The organism is Sphaerisporangium sp. NBC_01403 (genome assembly GCF_045040145.1).
Classification (GTDB): domain Bacteria; phylum Actinomycetota; class Actinomycetes; order Streptosporangiales; family Streptosporangiaceae; genus Sphaerisporangium; species Sphaerisporangium viridialbum.
In genome coordinates, this window is sequence record NZ_CP109534.1 from 4179176 (window position 1) to 4200545 (window position 21370).

Annotated in this window: 10 protein-coding genes; 5 read left to right on the forward strand and 5 right to left on the reverse strand. The window is 71.4% G+C overall.

What is annotated here, in order from left to right:
• Positions 1-242: 242 nt before the first annotated feature.
• The 5 genes from OG589_RS18890 to OG589_RS18910 all read left to right on the forward strand — a co-directional run bounded on the left by OG589_RS18890 (position 243) and on the right by OG589_RS18910 (position 5998).
• On the forward strand, positions 243-1220 hold the full coding sequence (locus tag OG589_RS18890; protein ID WP_405150787.1) for a carbohydrate ABC transporter permease: 978 nt from the start codon (positions 243-245) through the stop codon (positions 1218-1220).
• Positions 1217-2098, forward strand: coding sequence for a carbohydrate ABC transporter permease (locus OG589_RS18895; RefSeq protein ID WP_405150789.1), 882 nt, complete (start codon positions 1217-1219; stop codon positions 2096-2098). The genes OG589_RS18890 and OG589_RS18895 overlap by 4 nt, the downstream gene beginning before the upstream one ends.
• Positions 2095-3528 (forward strand): GH1 family beta-glucosidase, encoded by a 1434-nt coding sequence (locus OG589_RS18900; protein ID WP_405150791.1) that lies wholly within the window; start codon positions 2095-2097, stop codon positions 3526-3528. The genes OG589_RS18895 and OG589_RS18900 overlap by 4 nt, the downstream gene beginning before the upstream one ends.
• Before the next feature lie 28 nt (positions 3529-3556).
• Positions 3557-4576, forward strand: coding sequence for a LacI family DNA-binding transcriptional regulator (locus OG589_RS18905; protein ID WP_405150793.1), 1020 nt, complete (start codon positions 3557-3559; stop codon positions 4574-4576).
• A 102-nt stretch (positions 4577-4678) separates the two neighbouring features.
• The gene (locus OG589_RS18910) at positions 4679-5998 is read left to right on the forward strand and encodes a GH1 family beta-glucosidase (protein ID WP_405150794.1); all 1320 of its coding nucleotides are present in this window, start codon (positions 4679-4681) and stop codon (positions 5996-5998) included.
• Between the two features lie 128 nt (positions 5999-6126).
• On the opposite strand, the gene OG589_RS18915 is transcribed toward OG589_RS18910, so the two are convergent.
• From OG589_RS18915 to OG589_RS18935, 5 genes are all read right to left on the reverse strand, one after another.
• Positions 6127-6516, reverse strand: coding sequence for a signal peptidase I (locus OG589_RS18915; RefSeq protein WP_405150796.1), 390 nt, complete (start codon positions 6514-6516; stop codon positions 6127-6129).
• A 222-nt stretch (positions 6517-6738) separates the two neighbouring features.
• Positions 6739-8211, reverse strand: a complete 1473-nt coding sequence (locus tag OG589_RS18920; RefSeq protein ID WP_405150797.1) for a UDP-N-acetylmuramoyl-L-alanyl-D-glutamate--2,6-diaminopimelate ligase — start codon at positions 8209-8211, stop codon at positions 6739-6741.
• A gap of 581 nt (positions 8212-8792) precedes the next feature.
• Positions 8793-8993 carry an MbtH family protein gene (locus OG589_RS18925; RefSeq protein ID WP_405150799.1) on the reverse strand — a complete coding sequence of 67 codons (201 nt, stop codon included), beginning with the start codon at positions 8991-8993 and terminating at the stop codon, positions 8793-8795.
• Positions 8990-14749: an amino acid adenylation domain-containing protein gene (locus tag OG589_RS18930; protein WP_405150800.1), complete on the reverse strand. Its 5760-nt coding sequence runs from the start codon at positions 14747-14749 to the stop codon at positions 8990-8992. Before OG589_RS18930 ends, OG589_RS18925 begins: the two co-directional genes overlap by 4 nt.
• Positions 14746-21036 carry an amino acid adenylation domain-containing protein gene (locus tag OG589_RS18935; protein ID WP_405150801.1) on the reverse strand — a complete coding sequence of 2097 codons (6291 nt, stop codon included), beginning with the start codon at positions 21034-21036 and terminating at the stop codon, positions 14746-14748. The genes OG589_RS18930 and OG589_RS18935 overlap by 4 nt, the downstream gene beginning before the upstream one ends.
• Positions 21037-21370: the final 334 nt, after the last annotated feature.

Consider the following 21370-nt stretch of genomic DNA (forward strand, 5'->3'; position numbering starts at 1 on the left):
CCGTTGACCTCCTCCCGACGGACAGACCCTGTGGAGTCCGCCCCACATGGGCTGAAAGTTCGCGGCTCATCGACCGGAGGACTCCCCATGCCGCCGCCAGGGCGGCCCCTGCCTCCGTGGCACTCCCGCCGAGCGTGCTCATCGCCCGGCGGCGGGCACACCACACATCGCTTTCGACGAAAGAAGGAGAATGGGGCACTCTCCCCACGGCTGAAGGCCAGGGGACCCGCCCCGGAATTCCGATGAGCGTCAACGTCCGCATCCACCGTGCGGATCCCGCGCCTCCCCCACACCGGCCGGGGCGCCACCAATCGGGATCCTCACGCCGCTTCCTGTCCCAGCTCGACCTGAAGGCCACGCCCTACTTCCTCATCTCGCCGTACTTCATCCTCTTCGCGATCTTCGGCCTGTTCCCGCTCATCTTCACCCTGTGGGTCTCGCTCCACGACTACGAGCTGGCCGGCGGCGACGCCAAGTTCACGGGCCTCGCGAACTACGCCAACCTGCTGACGGACGCCGACTTCTGGAACGCGGTGATCAACACCGTCGGCATCTTCGCCCTGGCGACGGTGCCGCAGCTGGTCCTCGCGCTCATGCTGGCCAACGCCCTCAACAAGCGGATCCGGGGGCGGCTGTTCTTCCGCCTGGGGGTGCTCCTGCCCCTCGTCACCTCGGTCGTAGCGGTCGCCATCGTCTTCACCCAGCTCTTCGGCCGTGACTTCGGCCTGATCAACTACGTGCTCGGGTCCCTCGGCGTGGACAACATCAACTGGCAGAACGCCAAGTGGTCGTCCTGGAGCGCGATCGCCACCATGGTCGACTGGCGCTGGACCGGCTACAACGCGATCATCTACCTCGCGGGCATGCAGACGATCCCCCGCGACCTCTACGAGGCGGCGTCGATCGACGGGGCGTCCTCCCGCCGGCAGTTCTGGAGCATCACGCTGCCGATGATCCGCCCGACCATCATCTTCACGGTCTTCGTCTCCACGATCGGCGGGCTGACGCTCTTCGCCGAGCCGGTCATGTTCGGCAGCAACCGGATGGAGGGTGGCAGTACCGGTCAGTTCCAGACGATCGCGATGTACATCGTCAAACAGGGGTTCAGGGACTTCGACTACGGCTACGCGGCGGCGGCCGCCTGGCTGCTGTTCATCCTGATCCTCCTCGGCGTCGCGATCAACTACGCGTTCGTCCGCCGGATCGGGGGCAGCAAGTGACCGCCATCACGCAGGTCAGGCCCGGCCGGGCCGCCGCCAGGAGCAAGCGGGACCCCTTCCGCGCCACGCCGCTCACCAAGATCTCCCTGCTGTTCACCATCATCCTGTCGATCTTCCCGATCTACTGGATGGTCATCATCGCTTCGCGGACCAACTCCGACGCCGTCGAGGTGCCGCCGCCCCTGATCCCCGGAGGCAACCTCGGCGAGAACATCCAGCGGGTGCTCAACACCGAGGACGCGCACTTCCTCACCGGCCTGATGAACTCGCTGATCGTCACCTCCACCGTGACGATCTCCGTCGTGATCATCTCGACGTTCGCGGGCTTCGCCTTCGCCCGGCTCCACTTCCGCGGGCGCAACCTGCTGCTCGGCTCCATCCTGATCACGATGATGGTGCCGCTGCAGCAGATGGGCATCGTCCCGCTCTACCAGCTCATGGTGAGCCTCGGCTGGGTCGGGACGCTCAAGGCCGTCATCCTGCCGTACCTGCTCAACGGCTTCGGCGTGTTCATGATGACGCAGTACACCCACCAGGCCGTTCCCGAGGAACTGGTCGAGGCGGCCAGGGTGGACGGCGCGTCCACGATGCGCATCTGGTGGAACGTGATCCTGCCCGCCGTACGGCCCGGCATGGCGGTCCTGGCGCTGCAGACCTTCATGTTGAACTGGAACGAGTTCATGTGGCCCCTGATCGTCCTCACCCCGGAGAACCCCACGGTGCAGGTCTCGATCAGCTTCCTCACCGCGGCCCACACCACGGACTACGTGCTGATCTTCACGGGCACGGCCCTTTCCGTACTACCCCTCATTGTTGTTTTCGTCGCGTTCGGCCGGCAGATCGTCGGCGGACTCATGGAAGGTGCGGTCAAAGCGTGACCACGCAGGAGACTCAACCCGAGACCGACGCCCCTACCCTGGTGTTCCCGACGGGCTTCGTCTGGGGCGCCGCCACCTCGGCGTACCAGATCGAAGGCTCGATCAGCGCCGACGGGCGCGGAACCTCCATCTGGGACACGTTCGTCCGGCAGCCGGGCCGCGTACTCAACGGCGAGAACGCCGAGGTCGCGATCGACCACTATCGCCGCTACCGCGACGACGTGGCGGTCATGGCCGACCTGGGCCTGACCGCCTATCGCTTCTCGGTCTCCTGGCCACGGATCCAGCCGGACGGGGCGGGCGAGGTCAACGAGGCGGGCCTGGACTTCTACCGCCGCCTGGTGGACGAGCTGCTCGGCCACGGCATCGAGCCCTGGCTGACCCTGTACCACTGGGACCTGCCCCAGGCGCTGGAGGATCTCGGCGGCTGGCCGGTACGCGACACGTCGAAGCGCTTCGCCGACTTCGCGGCGTGCGTCCACCAGGCCCTCGGCGACCGGGTGCGCAACTGGAGCACCGTGAACGAGCCCTGGTGCGCGGCCTTCCTCGGCTACGCCTCCGGCGAGCACGCTCCGGGACGGCGCGAGCCCGCCGCCTCCATCAGGGCCGCCCACCACCTCAACCTCGCCCACGGGCTGTCGGTACAGGCGCTGCGCGCCCAGGGCGCCGGGGTCAACATCGGCGGGTCGGTCAACCTGTACGCGATCAGCCCGGCCTCGCAGGACGAGGCCGACCTGGACGCCGCCCGGCGCATCGACGGCCTGCAGAACCGGTTCTTCCTCGACGCCCTGCTGAAGGGCTCCTACCCCGAGGACGTCCTCGAGGACCTGAGCGGCGTCACCGAGATCGACTTCATCCAGGACGGCGACCTGGAGACGATCTCCACGCCGTTCGACACGCTGATGGTGAACTACTACAGCCGCTTCACGGTGTCGGGCAAGCCGGGCGGTGCCGCCTCCGCCGCCGCCGCGCCGACCGGCGCCGGCTCGCCGTGGCCGGGCAGCGAGCACATCTCCTTCGTGAACGGCGGGCGCCCGGTCACCTCGATGGGCTGGGAGATCGACGACATCGGCCTGTACGAGGTGCTCCAGCGGGTCGCCCGCGACTACCCGAGCATCCCCCTGGTCATCTCGGAGAACGGCGCGGCCTTCGAGGACGTCGTGGACGGCGAGACGGTGGACGACCAGGACCGCCTGGCCTACATCGAGGCGCACCTGCGCACCTGCCACGCCGCCATCGAGGCGGGGATACCCCTGAAGGGATACTTCGCCTGGTCCTTGATGGACAATTTCGAGTGGGCATGGGGATACGGCAAGCGGTTCGGGCTCGTCTACGTCGACTATCCCACTCAGCGCAGAACCCCCAAGGCCAGCGCGTACTGGTACGCGGACACTATTCGCCGAGGCGGTCTCCGCGGTCCGGCAGAATAAGGCCTAACTCTAGGAGGGGGCACTTCTCATGAACGGGGACCGCCGCTCGGGAGCGCGACCGACCCTCGAGGCCGTCGCCGCTCGCGCCGGGGTCGGCCGCGGCACGGTCTCACGCGTCATCAACGGCTCGCCGAAGGTCAGCGAGAAGGCGCGCGAGGCCGTCCAGCAGGCCATCGACGAACTCGGCTACGTGCCCAACCGGGCGGCGCGCACCCTGGTCACCAGGCGCACGGACACGATCGCGCTGGTCGTGTCCGAGTCCGAGCAGCGCATCTTCGACGAGCCGTTCTTCGCGGGCATCATCCGCGGCATCGGCTCGTCGCTGTCGGAGACCGGGCTCCAGCTGATCCTGACCATGGCGCAGTCCAGCGACGAGCACGAGCGCCTTGAGCTCTACCTCACCGGTCAGCACGTCGATGGGGTCCTGCTGATCTCGCTGCACGGCGCCGACCCGCTGCCCGGCCGGCTGGAGGAGATGGGCGTGCCCACCGTCCTCGGCGGCCGGCCGGTCGGGTTCACGCCCTTCAGCTACGTCGACATGGACAACCGCGCCGGCGCCAGGCAGGCCGTCAAGTACCTGCTCGCCAGGGGCCGGCGGCAGATCGCCACCATCGCCGGCACGCAGGACATGGGCGTGGGTGTCGACCGTCTCGCCGGATACCGCGACGCGCTGCTGGCCACCGGCATGCCCGAACTCGTCGCGTATGGCGACTTCAGCGAGGGCAGTGCCGTCGACGCGATGGAGCGGCTGCTCGGCGAGCATCCCACCCTCGACGCGGTGTTCGCCGCCTCCGACGCGATGGCCATCGGTGCGATGCGCGTGCTCAAGGAGCACGGCAGGGCCATACCCGGCGACGTGGCGGTGATCGGCTTCGAGGACTCCGCCATCGCCGCCCAGACCGTGCCGCCGCTCACCAGCGTCCACCAGCCGACCGAGGCCATGGGCCGCCAGATGGCGCAGCTCCTGGTCTCCCGCATCAACGGCGAGCGCCTGCAGCAGCCCGTCGTGATACTGGACACGCATCTGGTCGAGCGCGGCTCGGCCTGACACCACGCGTCCGGGAGGGCCCCCGCCGCCGTACGGGCCGGGGCCTGGGCCACCGCATGCCGTGATCCCACCGCATGCCCCCCTCCCCCGAAGGAGAAGACCGTGCCCGAGCAGCGTTTCCCCGAGGAGTTCGTCTGGGGGGCGGCGACCTCCGCCTACCAGATCGAGGGCGCCGCCGAGGAGGACGGGCGAGGGGTGTCCGTCTGGGACACCTTCGCGGCGGCCCCGGGCAACGTCAAGGACGGCGACACCGGGGCCGTGGCCGCCGACCACTACCACCGGCTCGGCGAGGACCTCGACCTGATGGCCTCGCTCGGCCTGCGCGGCTACCGGTTCTCCATCGCCTGGCCGCGCGTCCAGCCGGACGGCGCCGGCCGGCCCGACCAGCGCGGCCTCGACTTCTACCGCCGCCTGGCCGACGGGCTCCGCGAGCGCGGCGTCCATCCCATGGCCACGCTGTTCCACTGGGACCTCCCCCAGGCGTTGCAGGACGCGGGCGGCTGGGAGAACAGGGACACCGCCGAGCGGTTCGCGGACTACGCCGAGATCATGTTCGACGCCCTGGACATCCGCGACTGGCTGACGATCAACGAGCCAAAGACCGTGGTCGAGTGCGGGTACCGCTGGGGGATCCACGCGCCAGGCGTCCAGGACGACGGGCGGGCGTTCGTGGCCCTGCACCACCTGCTGCTCGCCCACGGGCGGGCGTCGCGTGTCCTGCACGACCGGCACCCGGGCCGCCGCATCGGCCCCGCGCTCAACCTGCACCCCACCTACGCCGCCGACGACGCCCCCGAGACGGCGAAGGCGGTGTGGCACAAGGACGGCCTGGAGAACCGGCTGTACCTGGACCCGATCTTCACGGGCTCCTATCCCGAGGACACGCTGGCCTGGATCGCCGAGCGCAGCCCCATGGCCGACCACATCCTCGACGGGGACCTCGCCGTGATCAGCGAGCCGATCGACGTGCTCGGCGTGCAGTACTACAACCCGAACTTCCTCGACGCCGAGGGCAACCGCGTCGTCAAGCACCCCACCGCGCAGCTCGACTGGCTGGAGATCTACCCGAGGGGCCTGTACGACACCCTGACCCGGCTGAGGGCCGACTACCCCGAGGTGCCGATCGTGGTCACCGAGAACGGCGTGCCCGCCCCCGACGTGGTGGACCCGGACGGCGGGGTCCACGACGCCGGGCGCGTCGCCTTCCTGCGCGACCACCTCGCGGCCGTACGCGACGCCGTGGCCGAGGGGGTGCCGGTGGAGGGGTACTTCGTGTGGTCGCTGCTGGACAACTTCGAGTGGGCCGAGGGCTACAGCGCGCGCTTCGGCATCGTCCACGTCGACTTCGCCACCCAGCGGCGCACCCTGAAGGACAGCGCCCTGTGGTACCGCGACGTGATCGCCACCGGCCGCCTGACCTGACGCCCGCTCCCACCACCCACCGAAGCGGGCCATGACCTCATGGCGCTCACGGGGTTTTCCGTTCTCCGGTCGGAGCGTACCGTTCGCGCATCCGATCATCCACCGTTCCGGCACCGCGTATTCGGAGGTCAGGAGTCCTTTCCTGGCACGGGCCGTTCCGGCACCGCGTAGCCGGGGACGGAGGGCCAGCGGACGGTGAGGACCACCGACCGCTCCTCGGCGCGCCAGGAGTGGTCGACGCCGTGGCCCCACACGACGTAGTCGCCCGGCTTGGCCAGCAGCACACTGCGGCCGGGCAGCTCCACCCGGAAGCGCCCGCTGATCAGGATGAGCAGGGCGGTGCGCTTCTCGCCGGTGACCCACTCGGCACGCTCGTCGCCAGGGGGGTGCACGCCCCACTTGATCTCGACGTCCTCGCTGTGCCGCACGTCGCCGAGCGGCTTGAAGTGCCCGAGCAGCCACCCCTTGTCGGCCGCCGCGTCGACGTCCGCGCTTCCCACGTACACGTTCTCACTCACGACCGGCGACGCTAGCAGCCCGAAGCCCGAGGCCGCCGCTGTCTGAACTCGGTGTGGATGGCGTACGGCGACGTTCCTGTCACTGATGTGCCACTCAACCTCCGGCGCCCGGGTGAAAGGCTAGAGATCACTGTGCCTAGGTGGCTCGTATGGTTCCGGTGGAATGATCGCTGGCAAGCTCGACCGCTCCACATGATCAGCATGCTGCTTTTCCAGACGTGGTCACGTTCCGGCGAGTTCACGAACGGTAGCCATGTCGCTGAAGGGGAGCAACTTCTCGCCGACGATCTGGTGTGGCTCGCTACCCTTTCCGGCGACCAGGACGACGTCGTCCGGTCCTGCGGCGGACAGGGCGAAGGCGATCGCCTGGCGACGGTCGACGAAGCGTTTGAACGGTGTACCGGTGGTCGCGAGGCCCGGGGTGATCTGATCCAGGATCGCCTCGGGGTTTTCGTTGCGCGGGTTGTCGGAGGTGAGGACGCACAGATCGGAGTAGGTTCCGACAATCTTCCCCATCTCGGCTCGTTTGGTGGTGTCACGGTCTCCACCGCACCCGAAGACGGTGATGACCTGGCCGGAGGCAAAGCTTCGGATGGTCGTCAGAACCTGCTCCAGAGAGTCCGGGGAGTGGGCGTAGTCGACGATCACGCACGTGCCGCGCGGGGTCTCGAAGCGTTCGAACCGGCCGGGGATCGGCGGCATCCGCTCGAGCGCGGCGATCAGACCGTTCAGGTCGTGTCCCAAGGTGTGGCAGGCAGCCACGGTGGCCAGGGCGTTGGCCACCGAGTACCGGCCCGGTACGGGGATCGCCGCCGGGTACTTGCGGCCGTCGTGGTGCAGGGTGAAACGCGTGCCATGCGCGTCCACAGTTAAGTCGGTGGCCCGATAGTCCGCCCCGGTGTCGAGAGCGTACGTGGTCACCGCGCCCGGCATGAGCGCCTGGATGCGGGCGCTCACCGGGTCGTCGGCGTTGACCACCGCGCGGCGGCACAGTCCCTGGAACAAGCGCAGCTTGGCGTCCCGGTAGTTCTCCATCGTCCCGTGGTCGTCCAGATGGTCCTGGGACAGATTGGTGAAGACCCCGACGTCGATGAAGGAGCAGTCCACCCGGTGCGTCAGCAGAGCCATCGACGTGGCCTCCAGCACCACGCTTGCGACCCCGCTGTCGCGCATGCGTCCCAGCAGGTACTGAAGGTCCGGTGACTCTGGCGTGGTCAGCACCGATTCCGGCATCGGGATCAACTCGTCGCCGATCCGGCTGCCGGACGTCCCGATGACCCCCACCCTCGCGCCCTCGGAGATCCGGAGCACCGACTCGACCGTGTACGACACCGAGGTCTTCCCGTTGGTGCCGGTGACCGCGATCATGTCCATTCGTCGCCCCGGCTCACCGTAGTACCGGGAGGTCAGGATCGCGGCCGTCGTACGGGTGTCCAGCACCTGGACGACACATACACCCGCGTCCGATGCCAGAAGCGCCGGCGCCTCACCGTCGACGATCACCGCGACCGCACCGCGTGCAAGGGCCGGTCCGATGGACTCGGGACCGCCTTCACGGTGGCCGGGTGCCGCGATGAACAGCGAACCCGGCGTCACCCGATTGACGTCGAAGAATAGGCCGGCGGTGATCGGCGTCTCCGGGTCGCCCTGGAGCACCTGGTGGTCGTGCCCGGCCAGTAGTTCGCTCAGCCTCACGGCGATTCCTTCGAAGACGGGTTTGGCCCGGTCGCGTGGCCGTCAGCGCTGACGGCTTGCCGGAAACTGGGGAGATTACGGGGAGTGGGGACTCCGATGCGAGCTAAATGTGACGGCTCGGCTTGGTAGGCGGAGTCCTACTTGGTTCTCGAAGAGGAGCGCGCCGGGGACAGACCCCGGTGGGAGCCGTGGAAGATCGCTAGCCGCGGCCGTGCAACACGCGGTGACCAGCTTCCGGTGCCTCCGCGTCGGCTGCGGTCGCCGGGCCGACACCTGTCGGACCCGTAATGGTCGAGCACAGCGCGAAGACCGCCTGCCGCAGGCACTGTCTCATGACGCTTGTACGACCCATGGACATCAGTGTACGGCCGGTCGGGCGGTCGGACCCATATCCGGCGCGCCCGCCAGGACGGTGATCCCGGCTCCTGCGGTAGCCCTGGTCGGCCCATAGGTGCCGCAGCCGGGGGAACCGAGGGATTAGAAGGAGACCTGGCCGTATATAAAAGGCAGGCCGCCGAGCGCGGCGCGTGGATCTGCTTCGTCGACGAATCGACCCAGCGGCATGAGGGCGAGCATCCCCCTCAAGGTCGAAGAGCCGTGCCGGACGCCCTCGCGCTGAGGGGGCGCATGTCGGTCCAGACCTCCTCGATGTGGGCGAGGCACTCCTCCCGGGTGCCCTCGAACCCGTCGGGGCGCCACCCGGCCGGGATCTCGCGGTCCGACGGCCAGAGGGAGTACTGCTCCTCGCCGTTGAGGACGACGCGGTGCGGGGCTTCGGTCACGGGGACTCCTTGAGAGCTGGTCGTCGATCGATGAGGTTCTCGTGGTCGGGCGCCGGGGTACGGGCGCGCAGGGCCTCGACGCCGACCAGGTCGTCGGGCAGTGCGTCAGGGACGACGTCGTCGAAGCGGGCGAGCGCCTTGACGCGCATCGCCACCAGCGCCGTCACCGCCATGGCGAGGGCGAAGCAGATGTACATGAAGCCGATGCCGCGCCCGGGGCCCGTCCCGATCAGCGTGCCGACGGTGCCGGCCAGCGGGCCGTCGTGGGCCAGCAGCGGCTCGAACACCGCCGTGCCGTACGGGGCCACGAGGCCGAAGCCGATCGGGAGGGTGGACCAGGCGACGAGCGTGTTCAGCGCGATCACCCGGCCGTGGAACCGCTGGGGCACCTTGACCTGGATGATCGTGGCGTAGACCCCGTTGAGGAGCGTGAGCCAGAGCGACATCCCGAAGGCGCCGGCGCCGATAAGGACCAGATGGTCGCGCAGGCCGGTGACCAGGCAGAAGACCGCCAGGGCCAGGGTCGAGAGCAGGACGCCGCGAAGGCGCTTCCTGCGCGGTCCGCCCCACACCGTCATGGCCAGGCCGCCGAGGAACGCGCCGAGCCCGCCCGCGAAGGCGACCCGCCCGACGTCGGCCAGCGTGCCGGACGACAGCACCAGGGGCGAGATCATCAGGAAGAGCGGCGACAGGAAGATGTTGAGCACGGCGAAGAACACCAGCATGGAGCGGAACGACCGGTTCCCCCATGAGTAGCGGAAGCCGTTCACCATCTCGGTCACCACGGACTCACGCCGCTTCCACGCCATCGAGGACGGGAACCGGATGAGCGCCACGCTCAGGATGGCCACGGCGTAGCTGACCACGTCGATGACCAGGATGCCGGACAGGCCGATCGTGGCCATCAGCCCGGCGGCGACCAGGGGCACGATGAGCTGCGAGGTGCCGATGACCATCTGCACCACGCCGTTGGCGTGGCCGAGGTAGCGCTTGGGCACCAGCTGCGGGATCGCGGAGCCGTACGCCAGCCGCTGGAAGGTCAGCGCGATCGACAGGCACACCAGCAGCGGGTAGATGTGCCAGGTCTGCAGGTTGCCGGTCCACAGCAGCACGCCGAGGATCACCTGCGTGGAGCCCGCGCCGATGTCGCCCGCGAGCATGACCCGGCGGCGGTCGGACCGGTCGACGATGGCGCCGGCGAGCGGTGACACCAGCATGCCGGGCACCAGGCCGAGCACGGCGAACAGCGCGAAGCTGACCAGCGAGCCGGTGGTCAGGTAGATCCAGATGGGGATCGCGAACTCGGTCAGCGCCGATCCGGTGATCGAGACGAGCTGGCCCGCGGCCACGACCGCGAACCTCCGCATGCTCGGCCTCGGCCCCGCCGAGGACATCCCCGAGCCGGGGTACGCCGGAGCCGGCCCGCCCCCGCCGCCTCCGGGAGACGCCGAGCGCTCGTCGTTCGCGCCGGCCTCCAGGGAAGCCCGGGGTTCGGCGTTCGCGCCGGTCTCCAGGGAAGCCCGGGGTCCGGCGTTCGCGGCGGTCTCCAGGGGATCGCCGCCCGCGGTGGTCTCCAGGGAGCCCAGAGGCTCGCCGTTCGCGGGGGTGGCTGTTTCAGCGGCGCCGGGGGTGGCGGTGGAGACGTCGTGGAGCCACCAGGTGGAGTCGTCGCGGCGGAGGTACGGCTCGGTACGGCCGGCGGCGACGGCCGGGTGGATCCCGGTGACGATCGCCGCCAGCTCCTCCGCCCGATATTTCATGAAAAAGTGTCCGGCTTCGTCGAGCACGACCAGGGCGGTCGAGTCCGAGACACAGTGCCACTCGCGGAAACGTTCCTGGTAGAACTCGGTGGCCGGGTCGCGCTCGCCCACGACGGCGACGACGGGCGCCTCGAATGGCGGCGTCCGCTCCTCGAACAGCCGGCCGAAGTACCGCTCCGCCGCGCGCGTGCCCTGCCGCCGGTTGCGGATGATGAGCTTCAGCTGCTCCGGATCGACCTCCTCGATGTCCATCCCCGCCGCGGTGAGCGCGTTGGCCATCGCCTGGTCGCTGCGGATGAGCTCCATCCAGTCCGACACCCGCGACATGAGCCCCTTCGGGCGGGCGAACGGGAAGATGCCGCCCAGGTAGACCGCGTCGACCTTCCGCCCCGCGGCCTCCAGGCGGCGCACGATCTCCGCCGCCAGCATCACCCCGAGCCCGCAGTGCCCGTACAGGACCAGGGGGCCCTCGACCGTGGCGAGGATCTCCTCGACGCACTCGCTCGCCACCTCGGGGATCGGCCGTGACTCCTCCCCCAGCTCGTGCCCGGGGACCGCGATCGAGTACAGCGCCCAGTCGCCCGGCAGGGCATCGGCCAGGTGCTTGTAGATCACCGCGCTGCCCCCGCCGTACGGGGCGCAGACCAACGTCGCGGTCGCGCGGCGGGCGGAGGTGAGCCGGTGCAGCAGCTTGCGGGGACCGTCGTCGCCCGCATGCATGAGGCGCGCGAGCGAGCGCACCGTCGCGTGCTTGAACAGGTCCATGATCGTCACCGGGTGCCCGGCCAGCGAGCGCAGCCGCGCGATGACCTGCATGGCGAGCAGGGAGTGCCCGCCGAGGTCGAAGAAGTCGTCCAGCGCCCCGACGCGGTCCAGCCCGAGCACCTTCGCCCAGACCTCGGCGACGGCCTCCTCCAGCGGGTTCTCCGGCGGCACGTATCCCGCGCCCTGGCCGGGCCGCTCGTCGTCCGGCTCCGGCAGTGCCGCCCTGTCGACCTTGCCGTGGGACTTGAAGGGCAGCGCGTCCAGCCAGACGTACTTGACGGGGACCATGTAGTCGGGCAGCCGCTCGCGGATCCAGTTGCGCAGCTCGCCCGCGCCCGGCACCGCCTCCTCGCCCGCGGCGACGAGGTACGCCACCAGTCCACGCTCGCGCAGGTCGACGACGGCCTGGGCGACGGCGGGGTGCTCCTGGAGCAGGGTCTCGATCTCCCCGAGCTCGACGCGGTAGCCGCGTACCTTGACCTGGAGGTCGCGGCGGCCGAGGAACTGCAGGTCGCCCTCCGGAAGCCACCGGCCGAGGTCCCCGGTGCGGTACATGCGCGCGCCCGGCTCGCCGTAGGGGTCGGGCAGGAAGCGGCCGGCGGTCAGCGCGGGCCTGCCGAGGTAGCCGCGTGCCAGCCGTTCCCCGCCGAGATAGATCTCCCCCGGCACGCCGACCGGCGCCGGGCGCAGATGCTCGTCCAGCACGTACGCGCGGGCGCCCGGCAGCGGCCGCCCGATCGGGAGCGTGGCCGCCACGTCGGGGACGGCGGGGTCGGCGCGCAGGGTGGTGACGCCGACCGTGGCCTCGGTGGGCCCGTAGTGGTTGACCACCGCGCACTTCCCGAGCGCGGCCAGCTCCTTCGCCCAGGCCCACGGCGAGGCCTCGCCGCCGAGGACGAGCAGGCGCCGGGGCAGCAGGTCGCGGGGGCTCGCCTCCGCCAGCAGCGCGGCGAGGTGCGAAGGGGTGATCTTCAGGTGGTCGATCGGGGTCCTTCTGAAGTACGCGACGAGATCGGGGGCGGCCGTGCGTGACGGGATCAGGTGCAGCGTGCCGCCGGTCATCAGCGACAGGTAGAACACGGTGACGCCGAAGTCGAAGGCCAGCGACTGCAGGAGCGCGAACGACCCTCCGGGCTCGAACCCGGTGCCGCCCGCGACGCCGTCCCCGCCGGAACCGGCCGCCGCGGCGTCGCGCATCGCGGCGGCGAACCGCTCGCGCACGCCGGACAGGTAGAGCAGCACCTCGCGATGCTGGACGGCGACGCCCTTGGGCCTGCCGGTGGTGCCCGAGGTGTAGATGACGTAGGCCAGGTCGCGGCCGGTGACGCCGGTCTCCACGGGTCCGGGCTCCACGCCGTCGAGGACGCCGGTGTCCAGGCACACGGCCGACAGCTCGCCTGGCGCCCCGCCGGGCTCGGAGGACTGGGTGGCGCGGGGCAGGCGGGAGCGCAGCGCGGTGGTGGTGACCGCGACGGTCACGCCCGCGTCCTCCAGCGCGTGCGCCAGCCGCTCCTCGGGATGCTCGGGATCGAGCGGGACGTAGGCGCCGCCCGCCTTGAGCACGCCGACGACGGCGACGGCCAGCTCGGCCGACTGCTCCAGGCAGATGGCCACCCGCCGGTCCGGGCCCACGCCGAGGCCCACCAGGTGGCGGGCCAGCCGGTCGGACCGCTCGTCCAGCTCGGCGTAGGTGAGGGCGGTGCCGCCGTACACCACGGCCGTCGCGGCGGGGGTGCGCGCCGCCTGCGCGGTGACGAGCCGGTGCAGCAGCTCGTGCCCGGGCGGCTCGGGGGCCGGCGAGGCGGCGAACTCCAGCGCCCGGCCGTACGGAAGCTCGATCTCGGAGATCCGGGTGCCGGGGGCGGCGACGACCGAGCGGAGCAGGCTCTCGAAATGGCCGGCCATTCGCTCGACCGTCCCCGGTAGGAACAATGAGGTATTAAAGGTGAAATTTCCCCATAAACCGCCGTCTGGGGTTTCGGTCAAATAGAGCGCCAGGTCGAATCTGGTGATACTCGTGTCGAACGGGAAACCGGTCATGGAGAAGCCCGGCGGCTCCGGCGCCCTCCCGTCCTTCCCCCGGTAGTTCTGCAGCGCGAAAAGCACCTGGAAGACCGGCGAGCGGCTGACGTCGCGCTCTACGGCCAGCTCGTTCACCAGCTGGTCGAAAGGGAGTTCCTGGTGCGAATACGCGTCCAGGGCGGTTTCCCGGCAGCGGCCGAGCAGCTCGGTGAAAGCGGGGTCCCCGGAAAGGTCGGCGCGCATCGGGAGGGTGTTCACGAACACCCCGACGAGCGCCTCCAGCTCCGGCAGCCCGCGCCCGCTGATCGGCGACCCGACCGCGAAGTCCGCCGACCCCGAGTAGCGCGCGAGCAGCGCCTGGAAGGCCGCCAGCAGCGTCATGTACGGCGTGGCCCCGTACGCGTCGCCGAGCCGGGCGACCGCCGAGGCCAGCTCCGCGTCGAGGCGGAAGCCGTGCTGGGCCCCGTCGAAGCCCTGCGTCGCCGGCCGTGGCAGGTCGGCGGGCAGTTCGAGCGGCGACAGCCCGGCGAGCCTGCGCTTCCAGTAGGCGACGTCCCGGTCGTAGTCGGGGGAGCCCATGCGGCCGCGCTGCCAGATCGCGTAGTCGCCGTACTGCACGGGCAGCGGTGGTAGCGAGGGCGTCCGGCCGGAGCGGTGGTCGTCGTGCAGCGTCAGGATCTCGCGGATCAGGATGTCGCAGGACCGGCCGTCGGTCACGGCGTGGTGCATCGTGAGGAGCAGAACGTGGTCGCGCGGGCCGAGCCGTATGAGCAGCGCCCGGAGCAGGGGCCCGGCCTCCAGGTCGAACGGGCGGACGATCTCCTCGTTGACCAGCTCGCGGGCCCGGTCCTCGCCGTCCGCCTCGGCGACGCGGAAGCCCGTGCGAGGCTCGGCGTCCACGACCACCTCGGGCCGCCCGTCGCCGGTGGTGACGAACCGGGTGCGCAGGCTCTCGTGGCGGGCGGCGACGCCGGTCAGCGCGCGGCGCAGGCACTCCTCGTCCAGCTCCCCGGTCAGCCGCACCGAGAAGGGCACGACATACGCGGCGGTGCCTGGCACGTACTGCTCCAGGAACCAGAACCGCTCCTGGGCGTGCGAGAGCGGCGGGACCGTTCCCTCCGGGCGGGCGGCGATCGTCGTCGCGGCCGCGCGCCGCCGCAGGCGCTGGGCCAGCAACGCCTGCTTGGCCGCCGACAGGTCCGTGGTCACGGGCTCTCCTGGGTGTCGTTCGTGGTTTCGAGCAGGTCGAGTGCCTCCTCGTCGGAGAGGCCGGTCAGCTCCTCCAGCAGGAGCTCCTCCAGCGCGGCGGCCAGCTCGGCGACCGTGCGGCGGGCGAAGATCGTGCGGATCGGCATGTCCAGCTCGACGTTGGCCCGGATCCGGGCCGTCACCTGTACGGCGAGCAGCGAGTGGCCGCCGAGATGGAAGAAGTCGTCAAGCGCGCCGACCCGGTCGAGTTCGAGCACCTCGGCCCAGATCTCGGCGACCAGCTGCTCGGCGTCGGTGCGCGGCGGCACGAAGCGCGTCTCCCGCTCGGGCTCGACCTCGGGCAGCGCCGCGCGGTCGACCTTCCCGCTGGTCGTCAGCGGCAGCCGGTCGAGCCGCGCCCACAGGCCCGGCACCATGTACGGCGGCAGCGTCTCCGCCGCGTGCCGCCGCAGGGCCTCGAACGGCGCGGAGCCGGTGACGTAGGCCACCAGCGTGTCGTCGCGGACCGCCACGGCGGCCTCGCCGACGTCCGGATGGGCCAGCAGCCTGGCCTCCACCTCGCCGGGCTCGATGCGGTAGCCGCGCACCTTGACCTGGTCGTCCAGGCGTCCGAGGAATTCGAGCTGCCCGTCGTTCCGCAGCCGGGCCCGGTCGCCCGTACGGTAGAGCCGGGAGCCGGGGGGCCCGAACGGGTCGGGCACGAACCGCGCGGCGGTCAGCGCGGGCCGTCCGAGGTAGCCCCGCGCGACGCCCGCGCCGCCGACGCACAGCTCGCCGGGCACGCCGGGCGGTACGAGATCGCCCCGGGCGTCCATGACGTACGCGCCGGTCCCGGCGATCGGCCGGCCGAGCGGCGGGCGAGCGCCGCGCTCGTCACCGAGGTCGGCGGCGGTGGCGATGACGGTGGTCTCGGTCGGGCCGTAGGTGTTGACCAGCCGTACCCGGTCGCCGAACCGGGCGCGCCAGCGGGCCACGGCGCCCGCGTGGACCTGCTCGCCGCCGAGGATCACCAGCCGCAGCGACGCCGGCCACCGGATCTCGTCGATCAGGTCGACGAGGCGGTGCCAGTACGCCGTCGGCAGGTCGAGCACCGTGACACCGGCCGAGGTCGCCAGGTGGTCGGGCAGGGACGCGCCGCCGTCCGGGAGCATGACCACGGTCGCCCCGGCGGCGAGGGCGGGGTACATCTCCTCTGCGTGGGTGTCGAAGCTCAGGGACGCGAACTGCACCACCCGGTCACCCGGCCCGAGCCCGTAGTCGGCCGTCATCCACCGGACGCGCTCCGCGAGGCCCGCGTGCTCCACCAGCACCCCCTTGGGCGCCCCGGTCGACCCCGACGTGTAGATCACGTAGGCCCCGGCTCCCGGCCAGGGCACGTCCGCGCCCTCGGCGACCGGGACCGCCACCGGCGCGACGGCCCGGCCTGCGGTGTCGACCACCACCCTGCTCGGAAACGGCGGCCCGTGCCCCTCCCCGGTGACGACCAGCGAGACGCCCGCGTCGCGGATCAGCCCGGCGAGCCGCTCGGCCGGATACTCCGGGTCGAGGGGAAGGTAGGCGGCGCCCGCGTGCCAGACGGCCAGCAGGGTCACGACCGTACCGGCCGACCGTCCGAGGCACACGCCGACGACGTCGTGGCCGCGCAGGAGCGGGGCGAGCCGGCGGGCGCGTTCGTCCAGCTCGGCGTAGGTGGTGGTCTCGCCCCCGCACTCCACCGCGACCGCCCCGGGAGCGCGGCGGACCGACTCCGCGACCAGCTCCGGCACGGTTCGCGCCCCGCCCGGCTCACCGGTTCCCGCGCCGGACACCAGGTGGCGCAGCGCGGTGGCGTCGGAGTCCGTGTGCATCGGAAGCGCTGAGACGGGCAGGCCGGAGCCGGTCACCACGCCCCGGAGCAGGACGGCCATGCGCGCGGCCAGGTTCTCGGCGGTCACGGCGTCGAACAGGCCGGCGTCGTAGCCGAACAGAAGTGTCAGGTCGTCCTCACCGCGCCAGGCCTCCAGCATCACGTCGAACTTCGCGTGGTCGTTGCCCGCGTCGAACGGCTCGGACGGCAGGCCGTCGAACGGCTCGGGCGCGAGGCTCTCCTGGCTGTGCAGGATCAGCATGGTCTGGAAGAGCGGCGTCCTGCCGGTGTCGCGGTCCACGCCGAGATCCGCCAGTAGCCGCTCGAAGGGGATCTCCTGATGGGTGTGGGCGTCCAGCACGGCCTCCCGCACCCGTCCGAGCAACTCCCCGAAGGGCGGGTCGCCGGCGAGGCCCGCGCGCAGCACCAGCGTGTTGGTGAGGTAGCCGACGACCCGCTCCAGCTCGGTGCGGTCACGTCCCGCCGTGGGCGATCCGACGGCGAAGTCCTCCTGCCCGCTGTGCCGGGAAAGGAGCACCTGGTAGGCGGCCAGCAGCACCATGAACAGCGTGGCGCCGTGCTCCCTGCCGGTCCTCTCCAGCGCGGCGGCGAGGTCGCCTGGCAGCACCAGGCGATGGGTGCCCCTCCGATGGGCCGAGGTCGCCGGGCGCGGCCGGTCGGTGGGCAGGTCGAGAGCGGGCACCGCGTCCAAGCGCTGCCGCCAGTACGCGAGCGCGGCTTCGTGACCGTCGTGACCGTCGCGCAGGCGCTGCCGGTAGGCGACGTCGCCCGGCTGGAGGGGTTGCGGCGCGAGGTCCGGGGGCAGGCCGCGCCGCGCCGCGCCGTACAGGCGGGCCAGGTCGTCGAGCAGGATGGTGAGCGACCAGCCGTCGGCGGCGATGTGGTGCGACACGACGCAGACGACGTGGTCCACCGGCGACAGCCGGATCAGCGTGGCGCGGAACGGCGGCGCGGCGGCGAGGTCGAACGGCGCGTTCACCCGCGCGCCCACCAGCCGCCTGGCCGCCTCCTCATCGGTGGCGTCTGCCCGTTCGAACCGCAGCGGCACCGCCGGCTCGACCACGGCGAGCGGCCTGCCGTCGTCGTGCGGGTAGCGGGTCCGCAGGCCCTCGTGGCGGGCCGTGAGCCCGGTGAGCGCCGTGTCGAGCAGCCCGGCGTCGAGCGGCCCCGCGATCCTCCGCACCAGGTAGACGTTGTAGGAGGCGTCGCCGGGGTCGAAGCGGTGGAGGAACCACAGCCGTTCCTGGGCGGCCGACAGGGGCACCGGCGCCCCCTCGGGCCTCGGCTCGTACGGCGCCGCGCTCGCGTCGGACCGCCCGGCGACGGCGGCGAGCCCGGCCACCGTCGGGTGGGCGAACAGCTCGCGCACGGGGATGCGCACGCCGAGCGCGTCGGCGAGCCGCGCCACCACCTTGGTCGCCAGCAGGGAGTGCCCCCCGAGCGCGAAGAAGTCGTCCTCCGCCCCGACGCGCCCGGCGCCGCCGAGCCCGAGGACCTCGGCGAAGATCGTGGCGACGCGGTGCTCGGCCGGGGTCTTCGGCGGGCGTCCCCGGCCTGGGGCGGGGCCGCCGGGCTCCGGCAGGGCCTTCCTGTCGAGCTTGCCGTTGGGGGTGAGCGGGAACTCGGTCATCGGGACGAAGATCGTGGGGATCATGTAGGCGGGCAGCCGGCCGGCCAGCGCGGCCCTGTCGGGTTCGCCGATGACGTAGGCGACGAGGGTCTCCCGGTGGAGGGCGACCACGGCCTGGCGCACGCCGGGCTGGGAGGCCAGCGCCGCCTCGATCTCGCCCGGCTCGATGCGGTGCCCGCGCAGCTTGACCTGCGTGTCCGAGCGTCCGAGGAACGCGAGCGTGCCGTCGTGGCGCCTGCGGACGGTGTCGCCGGTCCGGTACAGCCGCCCGCCCGCCGGGCCGTACGGATCGGGGACGAACCGCTCGGCGGTCAGGCCGGGCCTGCCGAGGTAGCCGTCGGCCACCCCGAGCCCGCCGATGACCAGCTCGCCGGGGACGCCGTCCGGCACCGGTTCGAGGTCCCGGTCCACGACGTACACCCGGGTGTTGGCGATCGGGCCGCCGATACTCACGCTCCCGGGCCGTTCGGGGACCTGCCAGGCGGTGGACCAGATGGTGGTCTCGGTGGGCCCGTACATGTTCCACAGCCGCCCGGCCCGCGAGCGCAGCTCGGCGGCGAGCGGCGGCGGCAGGGCCTCCCCGCCCACCAGCGCGGTCACCTCCGGGCCGTCGAACCCGGCGTCCAGCAGGACGCGCCATCCTGAGGGGGTGAGCTGCGCGTGGGTGACCCCGGACCGCTCGATCAGGCCGGCCAGCGCCTCCCCGTCGCGGGCGACGCCGGGGCCGGCGACGACCAGCCGGCCGCCGGTCACCAGCGGCAGGTACATCTCCAGGCCGGAGATGTCGAAGGACGGCGAGGTCACCGCCAGCCACCGGTCCAGTGGCCCCGCGCCGAGCGACTCGCGCATCGCGACCAGGAAGTTCGTCAGCGCCCTGTGCGGCACCACCACACCCTTGGGCCGGCCGGTCGAACCCGAGGTGTACAGCACGTAGGCCGGGTCACCGGGCCCCGCGAGGCTCGCGAGCAGGGTCCCCGCGCGGCGTTCCCCATCGGGCCGCTCCGCCCCCGCGCCCTGGTCATCGCCGGATCCGGGAAGGGGATCGAGCACCACGAGGGTCGCCTGGTGCGCGGGGAGCCGGTCGAGCAGATCGCGCTGGGCCAGCACCACCTCCGCGCCCGAGTCCCGCAGCACCATCGCGATCCGCTCGGGGGGATAGTCCGGATCCAGCGGCAGATAGGCCGCCCCCGCCGCCATCACCCCCAGGAACCCCGCCACCGTCTGGGCCGAACGCTCGGCGAACACCGCCACCAATGACCCCCGGCCGGCCCCCGCACCCCGCAACCGCCCCGCCACCGAACCCGCGGCCACCTCCAGCTCCGCGTACGACAGCTCCACACCCCCCTGGACCACCGCCACCGCGTCAGGACTCCCGGCCGCGCGAGCCGAGAACATCGCGACCACCGTGGGCAGGCCGGGAATCGCCAGCGCCGGCCCTTCGCCCGCCTCCAGCGACCGCCGCCGCTCGGCCTCCCGCACGCCGAGCGACCGCGACAGCCGCGCGCCCGGATCGGCGACGACGCGCGAGAGCAGGGACAGGAAGGCCGAGGCGTACCCGGCGATCGTGCCGGGCTCGAACAGGCCGGTGTTGTAGGTGAGCACCAGCCGCCGGTCGTCGCCCTCGCCGAACACGTCGGCGACCAGGTCGTGGTGGACCTGGTGGTACCCGGCGTCGAGCACCTCCGCCCGGACGCCGGGCAGGTCGAGCCGCGTCTCCCCCATGTCGTGCAGGACGAGCATCGTCTGGAACAGCGGGGCGCGGCTCAGGTCACGCTCGACGCCCAGCTCGTTCAGCAGCAGCTCGAACGGCACGGTCTGGTGGCGGTAGGCGCCGACCGCGGCGGCGCGGGTGCGCTGGAGGAGCTCGCCGAAGGACGGGTCGCCGGACAGGTCGCCCCGCAGCACCAGGGTGCCGGCGAAGAACCCGACGAGGGAGGCGTACTCCAGCCGGTCACGCCCTCCGATGGCCGAGCCCACGCACAGGTCGTCCTGACCGCTGTAGCGGGCGAGAAGTGCCTGGTAGGCGGCCATGAGCACCATGAAGCTCGTGCACCGCTCGGCGGTGGCGAGCCGCTGCACGCAGTCCATCAGCCCGGCGGGCAGCGGGACGACCAGGCTCGCGCCGTTGGTGGTCGCGACCGCGGGCCGCGGCCGGTCGGCGGGCAGTTCGAGGGGCGGCACTCCCGCGAGCCGCGCCTTCCAGTACTCCAGCGACTCCCTCGGCACGCCCGCCCCGTGGGCCGGCTCGGGCGAACGCTGCGCGCGGGCGAAGTCCGCGAAGCGCGCGGGCAGGGGTGGCAGCGGCGACGGCTTGCCCTCGCGGAACGCCGCGTACAGCCGCGCGACCTCGTCGAGGAGCAGCTTCAGCGACCAGCCGTCGCAGACGATGTGGTGCACCACCAGGCACAGGACGTGCTCGGCGGGTCCCAGGCGTGCCACGCTCGCGCGGATCAGCGGCCCGGCGGCCAGATCGAACGGGCGGTTCGTCCGCTCGGCGAGGTACGCGGGCACCTCGCCGGCGGTCAGCTCGGCGTACTCCAGGGGGAACGGCGCGGGGGCGTCGATCACCTGAACCGGCCCGCCGTCCCTCGCGGGGAAGCGCGCGCGGAGGGGCTCGTGCCGCGCCACCACCTCGGTCAGCGCCCTTCCGAGCACCCCCACGTCAAGCGGGCCGTTCAGCCGTAACGTAGTGAAGAGGTGATGCGATGAGTCCCCGGGGCTCAGCTGGTCCAGGAACCACAACCGTTCCTGGCCGAACGAGAGGGGGATCATTTCCGTGGGCTCGCGCATTGCGTCAGTACCTCTGCCGGACCGCGGCGGTGAAAAGGGCTCTTGTCCTTCAGACAAGCGCGCGTCCAAAGCGAAATCACATAAGACGTGGTGCAAACGCTCCCAAGGCCGACAGGTTAGGGACGGCGCTTTGGTGGCGTCAAGGTGTCATACGCGTTTCGTCCGGAATGGCCTTATTACCACCAAATTTAATGACAAGGCCGTGTCGAGATCCTCACAAATGCCGTGTCATTGTTGACACTTGTTCGGCCGGGTACCTAGGGTGTGGGAGCGCTCCCACCAGACCAAACCCCCCACGAAACCCCGTGCTGGAGGTTCAGTGACGCATTCGCTC